A 23,152-nucleotide genomic window follows, 5' to 3' on the forward strand; every position below is an offset into this window, starting at 1 on the left:
TCTTCTAACGCTCGGTCAAAGGAGCTAAAGCCAACAGTATTGAAGGCTTCAGCCCCTTTGACCGAATCAACCACCTAGGGGTGCACCTCAGCCAACTGATCTGTGGGCTGAGCGGCGGCCTCAGCGGCACCGTTAAGCCCCGCATTGATCTGAGGGAGAGGGTTACGTGCGTTAATCAAGGCAATGGCGCGGGTCACACTTTCGGGCAAAATCACCACCAGACTGTCGTCGGGGGCCTCATCTAAGGCCGTGTTAATGGCCTCAGTTTCTGCCAGGATAGTGCGGTAGCTAGCCGTGCCCGTACCCTCTTCAATACCGTGAACGATCCACTTTGCCGCGTCGCCCCGGGGGCGGCCCCGAGTGTCATCGTCTTCTTTGACCACAATCTCGTCAAACATCTGAGACGCTAACTTGCCGAGAGTAATAAAGTCATTGTCACGGCGATCGCCCGGCCCACCAACCACACCAATCCGCTTACCAGGCCAATTTTTCACAAAGCCCCCCAGGGCTTCATAGCTAGCGGGGTTGTGGGCATAGTCTACCAGGGCGTGAAATCGGCCCAGGTTAAACAAATTCATCCGACCTGGAGTCTGGTCGGTGGAAGCCTCAAAGGTGTGCAGGGCCTGGCGAATCAGATCGATATCGACTCCCTGGGCAAAGGCCGCTAGGCTAGCAGCCAGGGCATTGGCAATCTGAAAAGGAGCCAGACCACCCATGGTGATGGGCACTTTTTCCGCTTGCTCAATGCGCAGCAGCCAGTCACCTTTCAGAATTGACAAATAGCCCTGCTCGTAGATGGCAGCCAATCCCCCCTGCTGAGCATGTTTCCGCACCAGCTCATTATGAGGATCCATTGAAAAGTAGGCTACCTGGCTTTTCACCTTTTGGGCCATGGCCGCCACCAATGGGTCGTCGGCATTGAGCACTGCGTAGCCGCTGGGGCGAACGGTTTCGGCCACTACGCTCTTAAGGTGGGCCATATCTTCGAGGGTTTCAATATCGCCCAGCCCCATGTGGTCGGCGGCAACGTTGAGCACCACGCCAATGTCACAGTCTTTAAAGGCCAGGCCCGATCGCAGAATGCCGCCCCGGGCCGTCTCTAGCACCGCCACCTCAACGGTAGGATCCTGCAAAATCACCTGGGCGCTTTGGGGACCGGTGGTATCGCCCGGCTCAACCATGTTGTCGCCGATGTAAATGCCGTCGGTGGTGGTATAGCCCACCATCTTCCCCGTTTGCTTAAAGATGTGGGCAGTCAGGCGGGTGGTGGTGGTTTTGCCGTTGGTACCGGTAATGGCCACTACCGGAATGCGGGCTGGCGTGCCGGGCGGAAACAGCATTGACAAAATGGGCTCAGCCACGTTGCGGGCAATGCCGACGCTGGGACAGACGTGCATGCGTAGCCCTGGAGCCGCGTTGACCTCGACGATCACCCCATCGACCTCCCGCAGGGGCTTAGAGATATCGGTGGTGACAATGTCAATGCCCGCGATGTCGAGGCCGATGGTCTTGGCAATGCGCTGGGCTACCCAGACGTTGTCGGGGTGAATGTCGTCGGTGCGATCGATGGCGATGCCGCCTGTGCTCAGGTTGGCCGTAGCCCGCAAGTAGCACATTTCGCCCTTGGGCAGCACCGTATCAAGGGTATAGCCCTTGCGATCGAGCAGTTGCCAGGTGGTGCGATCGACTTCAATGCGGGTAAGCAGATTGTCGTGGCCAACGCCCCGCCGAGGATCTTGGTTTGTGACCTCAATCAGCTGCTCAATCGTAGACTTGCCATCACCTACCACGTGGGCCGGCACCCGCTCCGCCACCGCAATCACCCGTCCGTTGATCACCAGTACCCGGTGGTCGCGACCTTGGTAAAACCGCTCAACGATAATGCCACTCGACACCTCTCGGGCAGCTTCGTAGGCTTCTTCGGCGGCGGCGTAGGAGTCGATGTCGATGGTAATGCCGCGTCCGTGATTGCCGTCGAGGGGCTTGATCACGATCGGGTAGCCGCCTACGTCTTCGATGGCGTTTTCCAACTCATCGAGGTAGTAAATTACGGTGCCCCGTGGTACTGGCACCCCAGCACTGCGCAAAATTTGTTTGGTTCCCTCTTTGTCAGAGGCCAGCTCTACAGCCAAAATACTGGTTTTACTGCTGAGGGTGGCCTGTACTCGCTGCTGATAGCGACCGTAGCCAAACTGAATCATCGCCCGAGTCGAGAGTTGCATCCAGGGAATGTCCTGGATTTCGGCCCCGCGCACAATGGCCTCGGTACTAGGGCCGAGGGCAGCGTCAAGTCGAAACTCGGTGAGGTCAGCCAAGTCTTGATCGAGTTCGGCCTTAGAATAGTGACCCGTTTCAATCAGGCTGTTGCACAACCGCACTGCCGCTCGGGCTGCGTAGCGACCGGCCTGCTCATTTTGGTATTCGAACACCACTTGGTACACCCCTGGCTCGGCGGCGCTGCGGGTGCGACCAAAGCCCACGGGCATGCCAGCCATGGTTTGAAGCTCCAGGGCAATATGCTCAACGATGTGACCCATGTAGGTGCCCTGGCGCACCCGACTGAGAAAGCCGCCTCGATGTCCCGGTGAGCAAAAGTGCTCAATAAGACTGGGGAGGGTCTCCACCAGTGCTTCGTAAAACCCAGGGATTTGGTCAGAGGGGCGATCGGCTAAGTCTTCTAGATCTAGCCGCATCAAGATTAAGTTGGGATACCGGATACTCCAGTAGTTTGGCCCTCGTAGAGTCTGAGTTTTAAGAATACGCATAGGCTGTGATAACTCACCAGTCGTAAAACAACGTCAGCTTAGGGTGCTAAATGACTAGCCAGGGTACTAGCTGGATACCCAGCAGAAGAAGGGCTGCTACAGCAAACCTACGGGCAGCGGCCCCCGAGCCTAGCAAAAATCGCTTAGCAGTCTAAGCGGGGTAAGCCCAGTTTAGAGGGCACTCCCGACCGTTTTAACCTGGACGCATCAGGTTTGTGAGGGAATCTAGACATTTGCCTAGAGCACAGCCTGCTATCGGTCTAAAAGTGGCCTAGATGAAACCAGACGATGCAGGCAGTATAACTCTAGCTTAGAGCTCAAGACAGTATCTTATGAGGGTTAATTAGTGCGACTTGACCGGGGATATAACCGATCACCTTGGCTTGTTCTCTACCTATTGGGTGAGAGCCCGAATAAAACCCTGAAGCTCACTTAAAAATCCACCTCGTTTGCCTTTAGTTGGGCCACCCCCTGGAGCCGCTGAGTCAGCGGTTTCACCGGACAAAATGCGATCGAGGGCTTCCCCAGAGGGTTTTTGGGGCACCTCAGCGAGAAGCTGATAGCCGGTTTCGGTGTCTTGCCACACCTGCCAGGGACTGGGGTAAGCGCGCAGCAGCACGGCTCCATCTAGAGGGCGCAGGTAGTAAACCGGCTCTAAGGTACTGAGAAAGCGATCGCGCAGCTGCCGCCCAGCATAGCCGATGCCAATGGTGGCTACATCTTCGAGCTTGGGATTGAGCATAATCACAAAGGCGTCGCCTGCCTGGGCGCACATCTCTTCAACCTGATTGACCTCAATGGAGGAGGGTTCAACAAACAGGTAGGCTTGATCGCCCGGTTCCATCTCGCTGTGGAGTTCGCCAATGCCCCGCACTACAAAATCGGGGTTGCCCCAGTCGCGACGAGCCAGGGCAGCCGATCCCGCATCGGGAAAGTAGATCTTGAAAGTGAGGCCGAGGTCTTGCAGCGCTGGGTAAAATTGCTGGGCTACCGGCAGCCCCTTGAGTTCTGAATACACCAACTCCACCATCATGCGGGGAATTCCCGCCTGAATAGCAGCTTGGGTAGCCGATCTGGCCTGGACAATGGCCTCTTCGAGGCTGGCGGGAACAGCGGTCGCAGCAGAATCCATAGCACCATTCATAGCAACAGTTAGGCGGGAGATAGGGTAAGAGGAGAGAGGGCACGGTGTAACACCTGGCGCAGCACCATCGCCGTCCAGTCGATGTCGGCAGCGGTGGTATGCCGCCCTAGGGTCAGACGAATGCCACAGCGGGCGGCGCGATCGCCATAGCCCATGGCCTTAAGCACCGGGCTGGGGCTGGGTTTGCCGCTATGGCAGGCCGAGCCAGCACTGATGCCAATGCCCGCCAGGTTCATCTCGCGCACCAGGGTACGGCCATTGACCCGATCGCCATCGGCGGCAGTGACGCAAAAACTGACATGGTGCGGTAAGCGATCGCGGCGATCGCCCGAAGGAACCAGTTCCGTCACGTCAGCGAGCTGAGCAAATAGGCGATCGCGCAGGCTCATCAGCCGCAGGGTCTCATGGGGCATTTCGGTGGCCGCTAGGGCCGCTGCCATCCCAAACCCTGCCAGAGCAGGTAAACCCTGAGTACCCGATCGCAGGCCAAACTCCTGTCCCCCACCGCCCAGTAGGGGCAACAATTCTACCCCAGGTCGTACGTAGAGAGCCCCCGCCCCCTGAGGCCCATAGAGTTTGTGGCTAGAGATCGACAGCAGATCAACCGGCAGCGTTTGCACATCGAGGGGTAAGCGCCCCGCCACTTGCACAGCATCGGTGTGAAACAGCGCGCCGTGGTCACGGGCGATTTGCCCCAGCACCTCAATCGGCTGAAGCGTGCCGACCTCGCTCTGGCCGTAGATGATCGATACCAGGGCCGTATTATCGCGCAGAGCAAGGCGCAGGTCGGTGGGGCTAACGCGCCCCTGGGCATCTACCGGCAGCCGGGTCACCTGCCAGCCCATCTGCTCTAACTGCTGGGCCGGTTGCTCAACTGCCGAATGTTCAACCGCTGAAATAATTAGGTGCTGGGGCAATCGGTAGCGGCGGGCCGCCCCGATCACCGCTAGGTTGTCGGCCTCCGTCCCCCCCGCCGTAAACACAATTGCATCGAGAGGGGCATTGACGAGACTGGCCACCTGCGATCGCGCCTGTTCTAGCACCGTAGCCGCCCGACTACCCCACTGGTGAAGACTAGAGGGATTGCCCCACTGCTCGGCCATCGCCGCCTGCATGGCTGCGATCGCCTCCGAGCGAGGAGGCGTAGTAGCGCTGTAGTCTAAATAAATTTGCATAGTCTGCGTCGACGAGAGAACAGCGCGCCCCAGCGGCACAAATTTTATCCTAGCAGGCAGGGTGATTCTAATTATTAGAGCAGCTAAGCCAGACCTGTCAGCCACCAGATAGTAGAGATATCTGTGTATTTACAGTAGATATCTCTGCGTATTTAAGGAACAGTGAATATAGGGATGAGGCCCGTCGCCGCTGCTGACAGGGCCAAATAGTCCCCTCCTCGCTCGGCGGTCAATCAGCCAGGCTGATCTGGAGAAAGTTTTGCGGCGTTTTTGTGGCGTTATGGATCGGCGTTGTAAATATGTGGAGTCGGCAATATGAGTCGTTCGCCATTCACCGTGAGGGATATGGTTGAGGACGAGGCTGAGGGCAGGGGGGCCGGTGCTGAGGCGATCGCTGCGGCCACCGCGATCACCTGCTCCCGCCCGGTCTGGTGCAGTGTGGTGAGCCAGGCCCAACCACAGTCAACCAGGCGTTCTACATTGACTCCTTCGTAGGCGGGTTCAAAGGGGCGCAGACGGTTGACTCCTTCTCCTAGGAGAATGCTGGCCCCTTGCCAGTTGTGGTTGCTCAGATGGTACAGGCCTACCGCAATCTGCAAAATACCCTGGTAAAAAGGTTTGTCAGTGGTGTTTGCTTCCATCCAGATCGCTTCCAATACATCGTGGCAGGCGTAGTAATCACCTTGGTTAAACAGGGTAATTCCCTCCTTTAGACGGGGATCAACACTTTCGGTAGAGCTATTTAAGGCCATGACAATGGTGTAACTGATCCAGAGGGATGGTTCCATCCTAAGGCAGAGGTGTTATCCTCCACTGTGAGTGTGAGGTGTGAGGAAAATTAACATGGTAAGTTCTCCAGTCAGACCGCCGGGCATTGTACCTGCTGACAAACCGAGCAAAGGTACAGAGACCACCGCAGAGCTATCGGCTTTGGGACTAGGTAGATTGCAACTCCCCTCTGGCCCACTATTTGGTACCGACGGTATTCGCGGCAAAGCCGGGGATCTTTTGACGGCTCCTTTGGCTATGGAAATTGGCTATTGGGCTGGGCTGGTTATGCAGGCTGAGGGATTAGCCGAGGGGCCAGTGATTTTAGGCCAAGACTCCCGCACCTCGGGGCCAATGCTGGCTTCGGCACTGTCCGCTGGGCTGACCTCTGCTGGTTTAGATGTATGGCACATTGGGCTGTGCCCGACCCCAGCCGTAGCCTACCTAGCCGAGTCCTGCCAGGCTTTAGGAGGAATCATGATTTCGGCCAGCCACAACCCACCTGCCGACAATGGCATTAAGTTTTTTGGGGGCGATGGTACCAAGCTAGGCAGTACTGTACAGGCCGCTATTGAAGCCGCCTTGCGGGGCCAAGCCAATGGGGTCGCTGCTGTGACCTTGCCCTGGGGACAGTGCTACTACCGGCCTGAGTTGGTCAATCGCTACGCCAGCTTTCTGCATGAACCCCTTCAGCCTGGCCTCGATCTAGCAGGCATGAAGGTGGTGCTCGATATGGCCTGGGGATCAGCCACTCGCCTAGCAGAGCAGGTGTTTTTGGAAGCTGGCGCTGAAGTCATTGCTCTGCATGGTGCTCCCGATGGCGATCGCATTAATGTTGATTGCGGATCGACTCACCTTGAGCCGATCAAAGCGGCGATCGCAGCCCACGGAGCCGATTTGGGCTTTGCCTTTGATGGCGATGCCGACCGGGTAATGGCGGTAGATTCCCAAGGTCGGGTAGTCGATGGCGACTATATTCTCTATCTCTGGGGTCAGCACCTACAAGATCAGGGGCGACTGCCCAATCACACTTTGATCTCTACGGTAATGGCTAATCTGGGCTTTGAGCGCGCCTGGGAAAAGCTGGGAGGCACCCTGGTGCGGACCCAGGTGGGCGACCAAAATGTCTACAGCGAAATGGTTAACCGAGGGGCCAAGCTCGGAGGCGAACAGTCAGGTCATATCCTCTGCCATCACTACAGTCTGACAGGCGACGGCATTCTCACCGCGTTGCATCTGGCGACGTTGGTACAGAGCTTAGGCGGGTCGTTGGCGGCCTTAGTCGATAACAGCTTTCAGACCTACCCGCAGAAACTTCAGAATGTGGCCGTAGTCGATCGCGATCGCCGCCTTAACTGGCAAGACTGCACCCCGGTTTGCCAAGCCGTGGAAGCCGCCGAGCAAGCCATGGGCAACGAGGGTCGGGTGCTAGTGCGCCCCTCCGGCACCGAGCCAGTAATTCGAGTGATGGTCGAAGCCATTGATGCAGACCTAGTCGATCGCTGGACGCAGCATATTGTGCAGTCAGTCAGCCAGCACCTGGCAGTGTAAATCGTTTCCCATACTAACGTTGAGGAACCGCTAAAAAATCGGCGTTGCTGAATAAGGGTATGAATCGAAAATACAATGTCTTCCGTAAAGGTGATGGCCATTCACCTCTACCTAAATTCATGCCTCGATTCAGCAACACCGACTAAAGCGATACAGAAAGCGGCTTATACCAAATCCTACTTGGCTAGCCCCCCATGCCACTGGGCGAACGGCGGTAAGGCCTCAGGCCAAGCCAATGCCCTTACAGGTTGACCGGTTGGGAATCCATTGTTGAGTTCCTTGACGCTGGGCTAACGACTCGACCGGTCTAATGAAAGTTTCTAATTTATTTAAACCAAGTTGGCGGGAGGAGAAAAATTGGACCCGCAGGGTGTACTCGAATAGAATTTCCAAAGATGTTTAACCATTCCTCAAAGATCTTTTCAAAATGAGGCGCTTGTAATAAATTTATTGCTGTCATGCCCAAGCAATTGGTCAAGTGAATTCTGGCCCGACGCCCATCAAAGTTGCTGTAAGCACCATCTAGAATGGTGTAAAAGTCAACAGTCATAACGGAATTCGATGATCCTGAAGTTTGCAAAGATGAGGTGGTTTTCCTGTGTTTCCAGATTCCTGAGTAGGCACAAAACTTTGATGGGGCAAACTTGCGAGAGTAAGGATCAAACACAAAATAGGTGATGGTACGTTGTCCCCATTTGTCTTGAGCAGTAGGATCATGGAGAATTTCGTAGTTCCATTGCCTAAGATTTAGGAAAACTTCAAGAAAATCTCCAGCGAAGTGAAGTCGTCTATCCTGAAGATCAAGAACAAACTCGGATACTGAAATTGCACGAAATATCTCGGCCTTAATGTCAAGTGACTCAACAAGAATGAGTTCTTGAGGTAGATGATTTATTCTTTTGATCTCCCTGGGTGAAAATTGGGGTAGCAGAACAGTTTGAAAGGCATTCATCCCAACCTCTCTCATCAGGGAAATGGAGTTGGCTGCCAAGTTGCGTCTCCCCCTGGTTACATGAGAGCTAACCATGCTAATAAAGGCATCATTTGAGTGCTGCGGCTTAAACAAGTGGGACGTCGCAAACTTGGCATGGTTGGCGACCGGATCAGCCCTGCTAATTTCAAACTCAATCCAAAGCTTTTTGCTATCTTGCTCTCTTTCTAGAAGTATATCCACTCTAGATGAATAGCCCAATACATTAACCAATTCTTTCGGCAATACTTGAACTTCTGAGCGGCACGACCAACCATGAGGAAGTTGTCTAGCGAACTCAGCTTGTAGAAAGGCAGTCAAGTAGCCCATTATCGTTTTATGGCTGCAAACAGGCTAAGCCGGGTCGTTTCGCTAGAATTTGGGCACTTGCAGCTTTAACCCGACACAGGCAAAGCTCAATCCCAGCTTCCATGATAGACCCACCGATTCAAGCGGTTCTGTTCCTATAACTAACTGGGACAGTAGAAGGGCCACGAGTCTCCAGAAAGTATCTAATTGCAACGCTTTGGCAAGATTCATAGATCCTGTCGAGGCGGCGGACAATCGTCGCGATCGCCCAATCTATAGCCGAGACGAACCATAAATGATACTCAGTCAGATGATTATCGTGGCTTGTGCTAGCCTAGTGTATCCTCAAAAGCACTGATGCATAAGGGCTGGAACCTTTACGCATCAGTGCTTTTGCTGTATGGGCGATACTGGTTTCGAACCAGTGACCTCTTCCGTGTGAAGGAAGCGCGCTACCACTGTGCTAATCGCCCTTGGGCTTTATAAGATAGCACATCGTCTGTACAGGTTTAGCAAAAATTTTGTGGTTAAGCCATATTGGGCGGAATAGGGCTAGTTTGCTGGGCTTGTTGCAGCTGAGCTTGAATCAAAGCCTGTACATCTTGGCGACGAATTTCGACACCGTGGCCAATTTTGCCGGGGGTTTCAAAAAAGATCAGGCTGTCGATAGGCTGCATAGCCAGCAGTTGAAAGAGGATGTGCACGACTGGCACCGGCAGTGCCATCACCTGGGGATCGTTGGCGGATTGGCCAGTAGCCGCATCTTGCAGGGTGGGATAGGCATAAACGATATTTTTTTGGCTGTCGGGCTGGGTGCGGTTGCTGAGAGTAGTCATCATCCACCCCTGCTCTAGGGTTTGTAGCACGTAGTACTGCTCGTGCTTGAGCTGGCCTGCGATCGCCTTTAAAGTCGGTGCAATGGTGGTAATGGCGTTAGCGGTTACTCCATCGTCAGGGGCATTTTGTTGGAGAGAGGCGACTTGAGCGTCGAGATCCATTGCGATCACCGGGTATTGAGCAGAAAGGTAGCAGTGCTAGCGACAGATATCCCTAGGTCAATCGGCTGAATTCTCACATCGCCCTTAGACGATTTGTCCATATATTTACGGACAGATGCTAGGATGTTGGACAACTTACAACCTGGGTTATTCTACCGATACGGCTGCTATTTATCTTTCAACTTACCCGAGGCTGGCGTTTTCGACCAGTCTAGCTGAGGTAAGCCTGCTGCCAGGTTGTAGGGGGCTGCATCCACCGCGTCACATACCTGAATATCGCTTCACTGTTTTGTGTAGCTTTTTGAGGATAGCCAGATTGAGTCAGGGTATCTGTACGTTGAGCGTGGATTCGCTTAGCCAGCTTTTCTACCAAGAATTAAAAACCGGCACTGCGGCCCCCGAAACAGGATGTCGGCAGCTTGCCCAGCGTTTGGCCACAGAGGTACAGCGCATCTGTAGCGAGAGCGATCGCATTCAGGCATCGGGCGATGTCGAATCCTGGGCCAAGTCTTTAGGCAAGCATCGTCTAGAGCAGTGTTTTAAGTACTACAACTTAGGATCACGTCAGGGGCGCGTTGAACTGCACAGCACCCTCAGCGCCATTGTCTATCGCTACATCACACCGCCCCAGGTGCAAACCAGCTATCAGGCGCGGTTAGCCCTGATCGAAGACTTCTTACAGATTTTCTACGTCGAAGCGCTCAATGCCTTTCGACGAGAGAATCAGCTAGCCGATCGCTACCAGCCCCGCACCCTGCTAGAACTCGCCGAGTTCATGGCCTTTTCAGAGCGCTACGGCAAGCGCCGCATTCCCCTACCGGGTCGTCGCAGCCAGCAGCTAATCATTCTGCGGGCCCAGACATTCTCTAAGCAGCAGCCCCCAGAGCTCGCGATTGATATTGAGCAAGCCACTGATTACGGCGGTGACGGCGATGATGTGCGCCCGGCGGCCTCCCACCAGCGGGTGCGCGAAGAGATGATCGCCCAGACCGATGATCTACCCGAAAATTCTCTACGGGGCCGGGTGGTCGAAGAGCTGCTGGCGTACCTCAAAGAGCGCAACCAGGACGAATGTGCCGACTATTTCACCCTGCGACTGCTCGACCTACCCACTCAAGAGATAGAGTCGCTGCTCAACCTCACCCCTCGCCAGCGCGACTATCTACAGCAACGGTTTAAGTATCATTTGTTGCGCTTTGCCCTGTCACACCATTGGGAACTGGTGCATGAGTGGCTGGAGGCGGGTCTAGAGACCAACTTAGGCCTGACCCTTCAGCAGTGGCAGCAGTTGCAAGATACGATCAGCGTCAAGCAAACTAAGTTACTAACCCTTAAACAGCAGGGCGTATCCGATGGCGAAGCAGCTAAGATCTTGGCCATGACCCCTACCCAGTTTCAAAAACAGTGGACTAAGCTGCTGGAGCAGGCTTGGGAAATTCGTAACGTTTAAGATCTCTCAAACATCCATCCGGACAGACCGTGCCAGGCCATGAATAGAGACTCAGATATCCCCGAAGACATCCTTCTAAGGCTTTTACTAGAGCCCCTTTCGACGGATGACTCGCCATCAGGAACGCACTTTTTTCCGGCGGTTGATGCTGAGACGGCTGAGCTGGAGGGGCTAGATACTGCACCTACCTCTCAGGTCTACCCTGGCTTTGAGACATCTACTCCAGCATCAGCAACGCCAGGTAACGCCGCGATCGATAGTAACGACACCCCTGTTTTTGACTCTGGAGACCTATCCACTGTGCAACCTCATTTCGAAGCCCTTTTGAAGCGCCGCCTGCGGCAAGAGATTACCCAACGCCCGCCTCTGTTTCCTTGGGAAAAAGGATTGCAAGAGTATCCTGACACCCTAAAGTCTGGCACAGCGTCTATTTGGTTAGACCACCTCAAAAATCTTTCGGTTCCCAGCAGGCTGCCCGAAGAGGTCTTGAGCGATCTATTCAACCAGTGCCAGCAAGCAGTACACGAAATTCGCCAAACCGGACGACGGCTAGTGGTCGCGGTAGAAGAGTTGTTTCCCGACCAGCCCCAAACCCTAGAATATATTGCAGGACTAGTGGCTCGGCCTGCCTATCGCTCGGCCCAGACGCAAACCCTGGCTCAGGTCGATTACGCCACTGCATCCACCCCGCAGCAGGTGGCCCTGGCTATGCTGGCTGCCCAGGGTATTTTTGAAGCCCTGTCGCTAACGGTATCGGCGACCAACCCCACCCAAACGCAAACTTGGCTGGCCACAGCGGGTGCGCTGACAGTGCAGGCTACCTATCAGGCAGCTCCAGATTGTCAGCTTGAGGTGAGGGTGCTGCTGCCGACTAGCGGCAGTTTGGTGCTCACTGCGCTGGGCGATACCCTAGGATCTGAGCGCACAACCCCCGGTGAGTTGGTGTTGCGCTTGGTAGCCGCACCCGGTGCGGTACATCGTTTGGATGTCAGTCTGGAAGGGGAGACTCCGTTAAGCTTTCAGATTGTAGTGGCCGATGATTAACCCTCCCGATTGAGGCAGGTGCAGGCCTCTGCCTTAATCTGGGCAGAGGCTAGTTCAGCGGTTAGCATGGAGGCGACCCTCACCCCGTTGCCGCCATGGTTGCTTCGCGCTGGATAGCCTCGTCTCCTTTGGCTAGGCCGATTCCGCCCCAGGAAATTGAAGATTCTTTGTTACTGCGGGTGCTAGTGCAGGTGCTGGTGACCCTGGGCATTTGCTCGGTGGTAGTGGCGGCGGCGGGGGTCACTCAGGCGTCTTGGTGGAATTTGCTGGCAGTGCCCTTGAGCGCTGTGGGAGCAGCCTTTAGCTGGCAACGCCGCCGCGATCGCAACGTGGCGGTTAAATTCTTTATTGCCATTGGCATGCTGATGGCCTTGGCAGCTTTTTTCTCCCGGTTGATTGAGCAGCCGGGCGATACCCGAATTGTGCTGGCGGAGCTGCTGGTGCAATTGCAGGTGCTACACAGCTTTGACTTACCCCGGCGCAAAGACCTAGGCTACTCGATGATGATTGGCCTAATTTTGCTAGGGGTGGCCGCCACCATTAGCCAGACCTTGGCCTTTGCCCCGCTACTCCTGCTGTTTTTGGCGGTAGCGGTGCCAGTGCTGGGGCTAGATTATCAGTCGCGCCTGGGCTTGGGTGGTGGAGCCTGGGGCAACGTCAAACTGCGACCGACCCTGGGACGATTTCTTGGTCTAGTGGCACTAATCGTGAGTCTGGGCCTGCTGATCTTTTTATTTTTGCCGCGACTGCCGGGATACCAGATTCAGAATTTTCCGGTGAGCTCGGTGATCGACACCCCCGACGACTTTTCGGGCGAAAGCATTATTAACCCGGCCTACCAGCGCAACGGTAACGAAGCTGGCGAGGGGTTTGAGGACGGCGAGGGCGGCACCATTCAGGGCAGCGGCAGCAGCCGAGCCAGCGGTCCCGGTGTGATCGATCTGACGTCTTACTACGGCTTTAACCAGCGCATGAATCAAAATCTGCGGGGCATTATGACCCCCCAGGTGGTGATGCGGGTCAGGTCGCAGGCTCCGGGCTTTTGGCGAGTGCTCGCCTTTGACACATACACCGGTCAGGGGTGGGATATCTCGCGCAATGACGACCCCCAGCGGGTGCGGCGCTGGCGATTTTCCAGCCAGATGTTCTTGCCCATTACCCCCACCTTGGCCCGCTACCGAGAGGTGGTGCAAACCTACACCCTAGTCAGCGAACTGCCCAACCTGATTCCGGCCATGTATCAGCCTAGGGAACTGTACTTTCCTACCCGGGAGGTAGCGATCGATGCCGAGGGCAGTCTGAGGTCGCCAGTTCTCCTGCAAGAGGGTATGACCTATTCAGTCGTGTCGCGGGTGCCCTACCGCGATCGCACCCAGCTGCGCGAGGCCGGTACCAACTATCCGCCCGGCATGCGATCGCACTACCTGCAAGTACCTGACGCTATTCTCGAGCCGGTGCGGGCCAAAACCGAGGAATTGCTGGCCACCTCTCCCACCCCCCTAAGCGATCCCTACGAAAAAGCGCTCTACCTGGCTCAGGCCCTCAAGCAGCGCTACACCATCCAGCCTGAGCTGCCCTTTTTCACCGCTGACCAAGACCTAGTCGAGAGTTTTCTATTTACAACCGAAGGGGGTTACCCCGACCACTTCTCCACCGTGCTGACCGTCATGCTGCGCTCCATCGACATTCCAGCGCGGCTGGTGGCCGGGTTTGGCGAAGGCGACTTCAACCCCTTAACGGGGTTTTACGTAGTGCGCAACACCGATGCCTACGCCATCACCGAGGTTTACTTTCCCCAATACGGCTGGTTTGGCTTTGACCCCATTCCGGGGCACGAACTAATTCCTCCCAGCCTGAGAGAGTACGAAGCCTTTAGCCTAGTGCGGCGGTTTTGGAACTGGCTAGCCGGTTGGTTACCCTCCCCATTAGTGGGCCTTGTCGAAGGCTTGATCACCCTACTCAGTGAGGGATTAGCTTACTTAATCCGCACCTTTAACGCCCTGCTGACCCTAGGCTGGGTTGGCATTATGGTAGGCATTGCCGCCGCCACTGGCCTGGGCTTTGCTAGCTGGCTGGCCTTTTTGGGCCTGCGGCGCGGCTGGCGCTACCAACAACTGCGCCGCATGGCTCCCACCGAACGCCTATATCAACAAATGCTGACCTGTTTTGACCAGCGGGGGCTAGGCAAAACCCCCACCGAAACCCCCCTCGAACACAGCCAACGCCTGTACCAGCAAACCCAACCCCAGCCGGCCCAGGCCGCCAACGAAATTGCCCATGCCTACGTACGCTGGCGCTACGGCGGCGAGCCTCAAAACTTAACGTACCTGGGCGAGAAATTGCGGATCATTCGGCAAAATCGCCCCGAACGTCAGCGGGCAATCCAGCGCTAATCGCGGCCGATCGCTCCAGAGCACCATTGATTTTCCTGGGGTTTCCGCTATGCTCGATCCAAGTTAGAGGTTAGGTATTTAGGTGCCAGAGATCGGCAAAGCCGCTGAGCGTGAACCGTATACCCAAACCCAAAACCTGCTATCCACCTACTCCCCCTCCCCCAACCGTGAGCCTAAAAACCCTCGTCCAAAACTCCCTTAAGTCGCTGAGCGTGACCTCAAACGGCAGCGTGGCCTTCTCCCCCACCCAGTTTGATGCCGATGTCATGACCACCTACGGGCGCTTTCCCATTGCGCTCACTAAGGGCCGAGGCTGTTTTGTGTGGGATAACGAGGGCCGTCGCTACCTCGATTTTGTCGCAGGCATTGCCACCTGCACCCTGGGCCACGCCCACCCAGCCATGGTCGAAGCCGTAACCCGGCAAATTCAGACCCTGCACCACGTCTCAAACCTCTACTACGTGCCCGAACAGGGAGCGCTAGCCCACTGGCTAGTCGAGCATTCTTGCGCCGATAAAGTCTTTTTCTGCAACTCGGGGGCCGAGGCCAACGAAGGGGCGATTAAACTAGCCCGCAAGTATGCCCACACCCAACGAGGCATTGCCAACCCGTTGATTATCACCGCCCAGGCTAGCTTCCATGGCCGCACCCTGGCCACCGTCACCGCCACAGGGCAACCCAAATACCAAAAAAACTTTGACCCGCTGATGCCGGGCTTCGCCTACGTACCCTACAACGATATTGCCGCTCTAGAGGCGCTAGTGGATGAGCTTGACGCCGAAACCCCCCAGGTGGCAGCGATCATGCTTGAAGCCTTACAAGGGGAGGGGGGCGTCTGCCCCGGCGATGTGGCCTATTTCCAACGACTGCGTCAGTTGTGCGATCAGAAAGGCATTCTGCTGATCCTTGACGAGGTGCAGGTGGGTATGGGCCGCACCGGTACCCTGTGGGGCTTTGAGAATCTGGGCATTGAACCCGATATCTTCACCTCTGCCAAAGGATTGGGGGGCGGCATTCCGATTGGGGCGCTGCTGTGCAAAGCAGCCTGCGCGGTGTTTGAACCGGGCGACCACGCCAGCACCTTTGGCGGCAACCCCTTTGCCTGCCGGGTCGGGCTGACGGTATGCGAAACCCTAGAGGCTGAAAATCTACTGAGCAACGTCAAACAGCGCGGAGAGCAGCTAAGAGTTGGCCTACAACGGTTGGTGCAGCAGTATCCAACCCTGCTGGCCCAGGTGCGGGGCTGGGGGCTGATCAATGGCCTCGTGCTTCAGCCGGAGACGGCGATTAAGTCGGTGGATATTGTCAAAGCAGCCATGGGCGAGGGGCTGCTGCTGGTGCCCGCCGGACCACAGGTGGTGCGGTTTGTACCGCCGCTCAATGTCAGCGCCGATGAAGTACAGCAAGCCTTGAACGGTGTGGAGAAGGCGTTAGCAGTCGTGAGCCAAGCTTAGCCTACCTAGTTCGTCGGCTTCATCCTATCCGCATTTATAGTGGCAGGCAAGCCGTTCTCTGTTGGTTAATTGATCGGACTTCATATTACGGCGGTTCGCCCAGTGGTATCGGGGGTAGCCCAGTAGGATTTGGTATCAGCTGTCATCGTAGAACCGCCCTCACAGATGCGGGGGACGCATTGCCCCTATCAGCCGACCAAGGCATCTCCTTGGTCGGCGTCATAGCTTAGATTTGCTCGGTCAGATTGGGGTAGCAAAACGTTGGCGACATCAGGAAAGTGATGACGCATACAGCCATCACAAACCCCATGGGTAAACTCTACGGCAGAATGCTGTTCAATAAATTTCTCGACCGTAGACCAGTAGCCCTGATCATTGCGAATGCCCTTGCAGTACGAGCAAATAGGAACCAACCCGGCCATCAGATCAATCTTGTCTAGCGCCGCTGCCAAGTGAGCCGACACCCGCTGAAGCTCCATTTGAATGACAACTTGACGGGCGAGGGCAGCAAGGGTTTTCTGCTGCACCTCTGACAAAGCTCTGGGTTGATGATCAATCACGCATAGCGTGCCTAGCTGATAGCCCCTGGGGGTAGTTAGCGGCACACCGGCATAAAAGCGAATGCCGGGTTCAGAGGTCACCAATGGATTATTAACAAAGCGCTCATCATCTAGAGCATCATTAACAATCATTATGCTTTGATTCAAAATGGCATGGTCACAAAATGAGATATTGCGCGGGGTTTCTTGAGTATTTAGCCCTACTTTTGACTTAAACCACTGGCGATCGGCATCAATTAAGCTGATTAAGGCAATCGGCACATCACAGATAAACGCAGCTAGAGTTGTAATATCGTCGTATATTTGCTCTGAAGGAGTATCGAGAATATGATATTCTCGGAGCGCTTCTAGTCGATCTATTTCGTGAACAGAGATATTTGTTTTCATCTCCCGAGCAATCCCACTAGCCCCCATACCAGTTTAAAGATTCAGCTGGGAAAGGTTCAGCAAGCAGCGAAAGATTTGACAGCACTTAACATACTAAAACGATAAAATCTGGCCCGGACACAGGGCAGGAATAACGCTATGCTGAAGCTGGTTTTGCAGTAGGACAGCGATGGCACGGCAGCGGGTCTTTTCGGGCACCCCTTGGGAAGAGCAGGTCGGCTACTGCCGAGCTTTGCGGGTAGGACAGCAGATTTTTGTCTCGGGCACTGCTCCCAGCGATGGCCAGGGCGGCACCTTTGCCCCGGGCGATGCCTATGCCCAGACCCAGCGCTGCTTTGAGATTATTCAGCAAGCCCTTGAAGAGCTAGGAGCCGACCTCAGGGATGTGGTGAGAACCCGCATCTACGTCACCGACATGACGCGCTGGGAAGAGATTGCCGCTGCCCACCAGGAGCTTTTTGCCGACCATCCGCCAGTCAACACCACCGTCGAAATTCCAGCGTTAATTAACCCCGATATGCTGGTCGAGATTGAGGTAGAGGCCCTTTGCGAGGGCAGCTCAAGGCCCGCTCCTCGTTCCATGAATACTGTGCTAGGGCGTCCTATTCAGCCGGGGGCGTTTCCGCCAGTGATGGCCGCCGACCTAGACGAGGGCTGTCTAGACTGAACTCGGGCTAAGCGTCGCGCTCGACGGCAATGCGCCCCCGGGCGGCGGCGGACACTAGACGTTCGTAGTCACGCTCGTTTTGGTCGGCGTAGGCTTCGGCAAACCCTATCAAGGTCTCGCCTAGGGCATTGCCTTTGCCCAGGTAACCCGACAACATAGCCGCATCACCCGACTTGGCATGGGCCAGGGCCAGAGCCCAACCGCAGAGGGCACAGTAGCTGGGCAGGTTTGACACCTGAAATTTTTCGGGTTCCAGCTTAAAGCCGCCTTTCATATCGCGCAGCTGGCGCAGGTAATAGTGAACGCCATCACGCTCACCCCAGCCGAGAAAAATATCGGGGGAACCTTGGATGAGTTTTTGACCAATGACTACCCGCCGTCCCTGGTGATCGTCGGGCAAGCGATAGTTGCAGGGCGCTTGGGAGTAGGGAGCTAGCACCGAAGGCTGGGCTTCTTTAACCTGTAGAAAGAGGGGATCGCTGGCGTCTTTGCCCTCTAGGTAAAGCACCCAGCAGCGGGTACCAACGCTACCTACCCCAACGACCTGCCGAGCCACATCTAGCAGTCGGTAGCGCGACAGCAGAAACCGGCGATCGCCGCTCAGAGACCCATAGTAGCCCTGCATCAAAGACTCTAGGGCGGCCACTACCGCAGAGGCATTGCCTAGGGTTTCAGCCCGTACCACCAAGGGCGGAACCTCCACAATATGGTGGCGATCGTCGACCAGGTCAGTCATGCGGTCGAGCACTTGTAGGTGGTTGCGATCGCGGGCCTTGGCTAGCATGCGCTGGGTATATTTCTCAGCGCTATCGGGCAGCTTTTGCAGCAGCTCAGTCTCGGTAATAGTGTCGTACCAGAGGTCGAGGTAACCGAAATCAGCATAGGTTTGCAAATGTTCGGCGTAGGACTCAACGGTGGCCATGACCGCCTCCTGGCAGAGGGGGCGATCGCCCCCTAGATAGCGGCCTGCCACCACAGCGCTGGTCACTAAGCGCTTGAGATCCCACTCCCAAGGACCGGGGTAGGTTTCGTCAAAATCATTGATGGCAAATGTCAGGTTGCGCTCAGCGGAGGCAAACACCCCAAAATTGGAGACATGCATGTCACCGCAGGCCTGCACATAAATCTCGGTGGTGGGCGCGGTAGCAATATCGGCGATCATCACCGCTGCAGAACCCCGCAAAAACGCAAACGGAGAAGCTAGCATACGCCCGTAGCGCAGGGGCACCAGGCTGGGCACCCGACTGGCCGCCTGAGCCTCTAGAATATCAACGGGGTCAAGCCGGTTTTCAGCAGGCCGATATACCCCGTGCTCCGAACGATTTAGGGTTTGACGCAGCGCTTTGCCTGCCGCCTTGCGATCGGCGACAGAGAATCTGCTTTGGCTAGAGACGTCGATTAAATGCCGAGGGGCCGAGGCGTCGTTGGAAGTTGTCATAGGCGGGCGGGGTGGTGAGTGCGATCGCGAGCCCTAAACCGGGCCAGCAGGGACATCTACGGCAGCCTGAAAAGCATCCCAGGTCAAAATGTCGTGCAGCAGCGCCCGATAACCCGCCACATTAGGGTGCAGACCATCTGCCGAAATTAGCGGTTGCCACCAGGCCTCACCCCGACTCATCCACAGATTGAGCACATCGAGGTAGGGAATGTTGTGGCTAGAGCAGGCTAGGCGGGTGGCCTCCCGATAGCGCCACTGGTCGCTGTGGGTATAGTAAAGCACCTCTGAGAAAGGCATCGCCTGCTCGTTAACCGGCGTCATGCCCACAAACAGCACCGGACACAACTGCCGCGCTTGGGACAACAGGTCTTCGATGTGCCCCTCAAAGTCATCAAAGTCAGTGCGGTTACGCCCTAAGGGGTTGCCCACCCGAGCCGAATCGTTCATACCCACCGACAGCACAATGAGATCGGGCAGCCGATTGCGCAGTTCGCCGCGATAGCGAAACTCATGGGCAAGGCGCTGCTGTACCTGGTTTACGCCGTCGCCTCGCACCCCCAGGTTATAAAACACCGCTCCGGGACGGCCCGGTTCCATCGTCAGACGGCGCAGTCGCTCGACCCAGCCGCCCCCTTCAGGATCACCAAAGCCATACACCAGGCTGTCGCCCAGCACTAACACCTTTTGGGGATGGGGTTGCTTAAGGGTAATCCCTTGGGTAGGTCTGGGTTGATGGGCGAGCATAGGCTAGGCAAACTAAGAATAGAGCTAAGATATCTCAGCATTTGTTTTAAATTGTTTACATATTACCCTCTGGGGTGCCTAGTGCTAAACGACAACCTATACCTCGGCCACAAAAAAAGCGATCGCCCAAGGTGGAAACCCATTGCTTTGCCGTAGGCTGTAAGTGGCTGCTAAGGCCACAGCAATACCGACCTAGCCAGGATTGAGCAGAGAGTATGGAGTACGGTGCAGCGCCCAGCGATGAACCCATCACGACCAGTTGGCTAGCCCGCTGGTGGGATGGCCTCAGTCCCATGGCCCAGTCAACCCTGGTGCTGTTGGCCACCCCCCTGCTGTTGCTGAACGTGTGGGCGGCGTCAATTATTTTTGGCTACTTTCGCTCTATTTTAGTGACCGTGTTAATTGCGGCCCTGCTGGCGTTTTTGCTCAGCTATCCCATGGCTAGGCTAGAACGGCTGGGGCTCAAGCGCGGCCAGGCGGCCATTCTCGTCTTGGCGCTGGCGCTGGTGAGTTTTTCGGCCTTAGCCATTACCGTCCTGCCCTTCGTGATTGATCAGGGACAGCAGCTGGTGGTGCGCCTGCCCGACTGGTTTGACTCGGGCAAAACTCAGCTGATCGTACTCGACGGCAAATTAACCGAATGGGGCTGGCCGATCAATCTAGATGGGCTCATCAGTCAAACTAGCGATCGCCTCAAGCGCGAAATTCAGTCAATTGCGGGCGAGGCCCTCAACCTCACCCTCAACGTAGCGGTCTTTACCGCGAACAAATTGCTCGATGTGGTGCTCACCATTGTGCTCACCTTTTACCTTCTCCAGCACGGCGAAGAAGTGTGGGGTGGGGTAGTGGGCCTGCTGCCCCACCGCATTCAGCGGCCCTTCTCAGATACCCTGCGGCAAAGCTTTCGCAATTACTTTTTAGGTCAGTTTATTGTTGCCAGCTGCTTTGGCACAGCCTTAACCATTATCTTTGGGCTGCTCAATGTGCCCTTTGGTTCACTGTTTGGTCTCACCGTGGGCTTACTAGCCCTGGTACCCTTTGGCGGCACCGTGGGGGTAATTATTGTCACGCTGCTAGTAGCCCTGCGAGACATCAAAATTGCTATTCCGATGCTGGTTGCCGCTGTGGTTGTGCAACAGCTGGTAGAAACCGGCATTGCCCCGCGCGTGTTGGGCAGCGTCACCGGGCTGAATCCCTTTTGGGTGTTTATTGCCATTTTGTCGGGGGCAAGGGTCGGGGGGTTGTTGGGCGTCATTGTGGCTGTACCGGCAGCCGTGATCATCAAAGAAGCTCTAGTTGCCCTACGCAACGCGCGTCAACTGCCGCCAGCTCCCGAGGCCACCGTTACCACTGAGCCTACCCAGAGTAAGGCGGCGGCCCTGCCCTAGATCAAGCCAAGGCGACCTACAGAACACCGCGATGGCCGTTGGGCATAATCGTAGACCAGTTAGTGCGGGCCGAGGCCAGTTGGTCATCGGAAACCAGCGCACCGGTGAGGTCTGCCCCGCACAGGTTGGCCCCCCGCAGGTTGGCATTAGACAAACAGGCGCGGGCCAGGTTAGCCCCCCGTAGGTCAGCCCCCTCCAGGTTGGCGTAGTGGAAGTAGGCCTTGACCAGCTTGGCATTGCGCAGGGTAGCCCGACTCAAATTGGCACGGCCAAAATTAGCGTTACTGAGGTCAGATCCTTGGAAGTTGGCGCTAGGCAGTTTCGACTGATTAAAGTTGGCTTCTGCCAGCAAGGTGCGCTGAAGATCGAGGTTTTTGAACGTCTGTAGCGAAAAGTCGCGTCGCCCTTTGGTGTACTTTTGTTTGACATCTTCTGAGGAGAGCACGGTCGCCGAAGGAGTTACCCGACGAGGTGGGGGCGCACCATTGCGGCCCAGCCCTGGGGAGGTAGCGCTCTTGGAATCGGAGTGCGATCGCTCGCGACGGGCGCGAATCGCTGCGGCCATACGCGACGATGGCGACCCTCCCGAAGGAGTCATACCTGGCTGAGTAGATGGACCGCTGACCAGACCATAGCTATTACTATACCCACTGGCGGCTGAGCTGCCTGATGAGGGGAAGGCCATGTTCTGGGCCAAACTTTCCATGTAGGGTTCGAGATCTAAGTCGCGGTGAATCGCCTCTACGCTCTGATAGCGATGTTTCACCGAAACTTCGAGCATTTTTTGCAGCACGCCAGCAAAGTGATCGCTAATGTGAATCTGCTCACGCCACATGAGCTCGCCAGTATTGGGATCATAGTTAAGATCCTTGGGAGCTTTGCCGGAAAGCAGGTAGATGCAGGTGACTCCTAAAGCATAGATGTCGCTGGCATACACGGGGCGCATGGCCATTTGCTCAGGCGGTGCGTAGCCAGGAGTCCCAATGGCGTAGGCGGTGAGTGCTGTCTGGTCAGAGCTAGCTGCCTGGGCAGGGTTGACCTTATCTTTTACGGCTCCAAAGTCAATCAGCACCAGTTTTTTATCCTGGTCGCGGCGAATGATATTGGCGGGCTTAATATCGCGGTGAATAACGTGGTTGTCGTGGACGTACTGCACCATCGACAAAATTTCGCTGAGAAATTGCTTTACCCCCGCTTCGGTAAAGGGGCCACCCCGCTTGACCTCCTGCTGGAGGGTAAAGCCGTTGATATACTCTTGGACCAGAAAAAATTCTTGACCACTCTCAAAATAGTCGAGCAGACGGGGCAGTTGGGGATGGTTGCCAATCATCCCTAAAATTTTGGCCTCCCGTTTAAACAGATCCCGAGCCATATCAAGGATATGGGGAGCTTCAGCCGAGGGGCGCAGTTGTTTGATAACACAGGGAGGCTTGCCCGGCAGTAGTTCGTCGCGGGCTAAAAACGTAGCCCCAAAACCGCCTCGCCCCAGCGCCCGGATCATCCGATAGCGGCCTCGCAGCAACAGCTCTGCCCCACAGCATTGACAATGACTGACTGTGGGAGGGTTCTTAGGCTTTGAACAATCGGGTTGGATGCAGTAGCTCATGCGGCCCAAGGTGGTGGATGTCTAAACGAGGCTCAAAGGCCTCATCTGGGATTGAGTTGCCAGCAGCGGAGGCCGTCAACAGGGAGCCACAACACCGCGAATGCGGGGGTTATGAGGGCCGACCCCATGCGGTACTGCCACATTACCCCAATTGTTCCCTCTTTCCGAGGGGGGTTATAGCATTCATCCCAAGGGATATATACTTCTGCGCGAAATTGAGGCGAAATGTGAAAAGTCGATGAAATTTCGATCCCCCTTTGTTAAGTGACCTAGGGGAGATGTGGTCAATCGGCGGCTGTCCTTTGGGTAGATGCAATGGCCGCAGGGTAGAATGTTTGGGC

The 23,152-nt window shown here is 55.9% G+C and carries 17 protein-coding genes and 1 tRNA gene; 7 read left to right on the forward strand and 11 right to left on the reverse strand.

All coding sequences use genetic code 11. The annotated features are described in order from the left end of the window. Positions 1-74 precede the first annotated feature (74 nt). The 4 genes from cphA to RRF56_RS06565 form a co-directional block, all read right to left on the reverse strand. Positions 75-2,765: a cyanophycin synthetase gene (gene cphA / locus RRF56_RS06550; RefSeq protein ID WP_317036833.1), complete on the reverse strand. Its 2,691-nt coding sequence runs from the start codon at positions 2,763-2,765 to the stop codon at positions 75-77. Between the two features lie 394 nt (positions 2,766-3,159). Then, positions 3,160-3,897, reverse strand: coding sequence for a DUF1995 family protein (locus RRF56_RS06555; RefSeq protein WP_317036834.1), 738 nt, complete (start codon positions 3,895-3,897; stop codon positions 3,160-3,162). 20 nt (positions 3,898-3,917) lie between these two features. Further along, entirely contained in the window at positions 3,918-5,084 is a 1,167-nt protein-coding gene (locus tag RRF56_RS06560; protein WP_317036835.1) for a cysteine desulfurase family protein, read from the reverse strand. A gap of 278 nt (positions 5,085-5,362) precedes the next feature. Further along, on the reverse strand, positions 5,363-5,836 hold the full coding sequence (locus tag RRF56_RS06565; protein WP_317036836.1) for a DUF309 domain-containing protein: 474 nt from the start codon (positions 5,834-5,836) through the stop codon (positions 5,363-5,365). A 91-nt stretch (positions 5,837-5,927) separates the two neighbouring features. Between RRF56_RS06565 and glmM the strand changes: the two genes are divergently transcribed. Further along, entirely contained in the window at positions 5,928-7,403 is a 1,476-nt protein-coding gene (glmM, locus tag RRF56_RS06570) for a phosphoglucosamine mutase (protein ID WP_317036837.1), read from the forward strand. Positions 7,404-7,728: 325 nt separating this feature from the next. Here the strand turns inward: glmM and RRF56_RS06575 are convergent, their stop codons facing one another. The 3 genes from RRF56_RS06575 to RRF56_RS06585 all read right to left on the reverse strand — a co-directional run bounded on the left by RRF56_RS06575 (position 7,729) and on the right by RRF56_RS06585 (position 9,680). Then, positions 7,729-8,703: a hypothetical protein gene (locus RRF56_RS06575; protein ID WP_317036838.1), complete on the reverse strand. Its 975-nt coding sequence runs from the start codon at positions 8,701-8,703 to the stop codon at positions 7,729-7,731. A 380-nt stretch (positions 8,704-9,083) separates the two neighbouring features. Then, positions 9,084-9,155 (reverse strand) — tRNA-Val (locus RRF56_RS06580). A gap of 54 nt (positions 9,156-9,209) precedes the next feature. Beyond that, complete coding sequence (locus RRF56_RS06585; protein ID WP_317036839.1) at positions 9,210-9,680, reverse strand: hypothetical protein; 471 nt, start codon at positions 9,678-9,680, stop codon at positions 9,210-9,212. A 343-nt stretch (positions 9,681-10,023) separates the two neighbouring features. Between RRF56_RS06585 and hetZ the strand changes: the two genes are divergently transcribed. The 4 genes from hetZ to RRF56_RS06605 all read left to right on the forward strand — a co-directional run bounded on the left by hetZ (position 10,024) and on the right by RRF56_RS06605 (position 16,021). Further along, complete coding sequence (hetZ, locus tag RRF56_RS06590; RefSeq protein ID WP_317036840.1) at positions 10,024-11,130, forward strand: heterocyst differentiation protein HetZ; 1,107 nt, start codon at positions 10,024-10,026, stop codon at positions 11,128-11,130. A gap of 39 nt (positions 11,131-11,169) precedes the next feature. Further along, complete coding sequence (locus tag RRF56_RS06595; RefSeq protein WP_317036841.1) at positions 11,170-12,174, forward strand: hypothetical protein; 1,005 nt, start codon at positions 11,170-11,172, stop codon at positions 12,172-12,174. 95 nt (positions 12,175-12,269) lie between these two features. Further along, on the forward strand, positions 12,270-14,567 hold the full coding sequence (locus RRF56_RS06600) for a DUF3488 and DUF4129 domain-containing transglutaminase family protein (RefSeq protein ID WP_317036842.1): 2,298 nt from the start codon (positions 12,270-12,272) through the stop codon (positions 14,565-14,567). Between the two features lie 167 nt (positions 14,568-14,734). After that, positions 14,735-16,021, forward strand: a complete 1,287-nt coding sequence (locus tag RRF56_RS06605) for an aspartate aminotransferase family protein (RefSeq protein ID WP_317036843.1) — start codon at positions 14,735-14,737, stop codon at positions 16,019-16,021. A gap of 188 nt (positions 16,022-16,209) precedes the next feature. Here RRF56_RS06605 and RRF56_RS06610 read toward each other — a convergent pair whose 3' ends face one another. Further along, positions 16,210-16,968 carry a GAF domain-containing protein gene (locus tag RRF56_RS06610; RefSeq protein ID WP_317036844.1) on the reverse strand — a complete coding sequence of 253 codons (759 nt, stop codon included), beginning with the start codon at positions 16,966-16,968 and terminating at the stop codon, positions 16,210-16,212. 169 nt (positions 16,969-17,137) lie between these two features. On the opposite strand from RRF56_RS06610, the gene RRF56_RS06615 reads away from it, so the two are divergent. After that, entirely contained in the window at positions 17,138-17,635 is a 498-nt protein-coding gene (locus tag RRF56_RS06615) for a RidA family protein (RefSeq protein WP_317036845.1), read from the forward strand. A 7-nt stretch (positions 17,636-17,642) separates the two neighbouring features. Here RRF56_RS06615 and RRF56_RS06620 read toward each other — a convergent pair whose 3' ends face one another. Continuing rightward, positions 17,643-19,073, reverse strand: coding sequence for a DUF2252 domain-containing protein (locus tag RRF56_RS06620; RefSeq protein ID WP_317036846.1), 1,431 nt, complete (start codon positions 19,071-19,073; stop codon positions 17,643-17,645). A gap of 33 nt (positions 19,074-19,106) precedes the next feature. Further along, complete coding sequence (locus tag RRF56_RS06625) at positions 19,107-19,817, reverse strand: GDSL-type esterase/lipase family protein (protein WP_317036847.1); 711 nt, start codon at positions 19,815-19,817, stop codon at positions 19,107-19,109. 215 nt (positions 19,818-20,032) lie between these two features. On the opposite strand from RRF56_RS06625, the gene RRF56_RS06630 reads away from it, so the two are divergent. Then, positions 20,033-21,205, forward strand: a complete 1,173-nt coding sequence (locus tag RRF56_RS06630) for an AI-2E family transporter (RefSeq protein ID WP_317036848.1) — start codon at positions 20,033-20,035, stop codon at positions 21,203-21,205. A gap of 16 nt (positions 21,206-21,221) precedes the next feature. On the opposite strand, the gene RRF56_RS06635 is transcribed toward RRF56_RS06630, so the two are convergent. Next, positions 21,222-22,811 (reverse strand): protein kinase domain-containing protein, encoded by a 1,590-nt coding sequence (locus tag RRF56_RS06635; RefSeq protein ID WP_410510542.1) that lies wholly within the window; start codon positions 22,809-22,811, stop codon positions 21,222-21,224. Positions 22,812-23,152 lie beyond the last annotated feature (341 nt).

Origin of the sequence: Nodosilinea sp. E11, assembly GCF_032813545.1 — a bacterium.
In the GTDB taxonomy this organism is placed as follows: Bacteria; Cyanobacteriota; Cyanobacteriia; order Phormidesmidales; family Phormidesmidaceae; genus Nodosilinea.

Excerpts from the sequence above, each read along its gene's own strand:
- cphA (WP_317036833.1), bottom strand. The coding sequence starts at position 2,765 with ATGCGTATTCTTAAAACTCAGACTCTACGAGGGCCAAACTACTGGAGT.
- RRF56_RS06635 (WP_410510542.1), bottom strand. The coding sequence starts at position 22,811 with ATGAGCTACTGCATCCAACCCGATTGTTCAAAGCCTAAGAACCCTCCC.
- RRF56_RS06555 (WP_317036834.1), bottom strand. The coding sequence starts at position 3,897 with ATGGATTCTGCTGCGACCGCTGTTCCCGCCAGCCTCGAAGAGGCCATT.
- RRF56_RS06585 (WP_317036839.1), bottom strand. The coding sequence starts at position 9,680 with ATGGATCTCGACGCTCAAGTCGCCTCTCTCCAACAAAATGCCCCTGAC.
- RRF56_RS06565 (WP_317036836.1), bottom strand. The coding sequence starts at position 5,836 with ATGGCCTTAAATAGCTCTACCGAAAGTGTTGATCCCCGTCTAAAGGAG.
- RRF56_RS06615 (WP_317036845.1), top strand. The coding sequence starts at position 17,138 with ATGGCACGGCAGCGGGTCTTTTCGGGCACCCCTTGGGAAGAGCAGGTC.
- RRF56_RS06625 (WP_317036847.1), bottom strand. The coding sequence starts at position 19,817 with ATGCTCGCCCATCAACCCAGACCTACCCAAGGGATTACCCTTAAGCAA.
- RRF56_RS06630 (WP_317036848.1), top strand. The coding sequence starts at position 20,033 with ATGGAGTACGGTGCAGCGCCCAGCGATGAACCCATCACGACCAGTTGG.
- RRF56_RS06560 (WP_317036835.1), bottom strand. The coding sequence starts at position 5,084 with ATGCAAATTTATTTAGACTACAGCGCTACTACGCCTCCTCGCTCGGAG.
- RRF56_RS06575 (WP_317036838.1), bottom strand. The coding sequence starts at position 8,703 with ATGGGCTACTTGACTGCCTTTCTACAAGCTGAGTTCGCTAGACAACTT.
- RRF56_RS06595 (WP_317036841.1), top strand. The coding sequence starts at position 11,170 with ATGAATAGAGACTCAGATATCCCCGAAGACATCCTTCTAAGGCTTTTA.
- RRF56_RS06610 (WP_317036844.1), bottom strand. The coding sequence starts at position 16,968 with ATGAAAACAAATATCTCTGTTCACGAAATAGATCGACTAGAAGCGCTC.
- RRF56_RS06620 (WP_317036846.1), bottom strand. The coding sequence starts at position 19,073 with ATGACAACTTCCAACGACGCCTCGGCCCCTCGGCATTTAATCGACGTC.
- glmM (WP_317036837.1), top strand. The coding sequence starts at position 5,928 with ATGGTAAGTTCTCCAGTCAGACCGCCGGGCATTGTACCTGCTGACAAA.
- RRF56_RS06600 (WP_317036842.1), top strand. The coding sequence starts at position 12,270 with ATGGTTGCTTCGCGCTGGATAGCCTCGTCTCCTTTGGCTAGGCCGATT.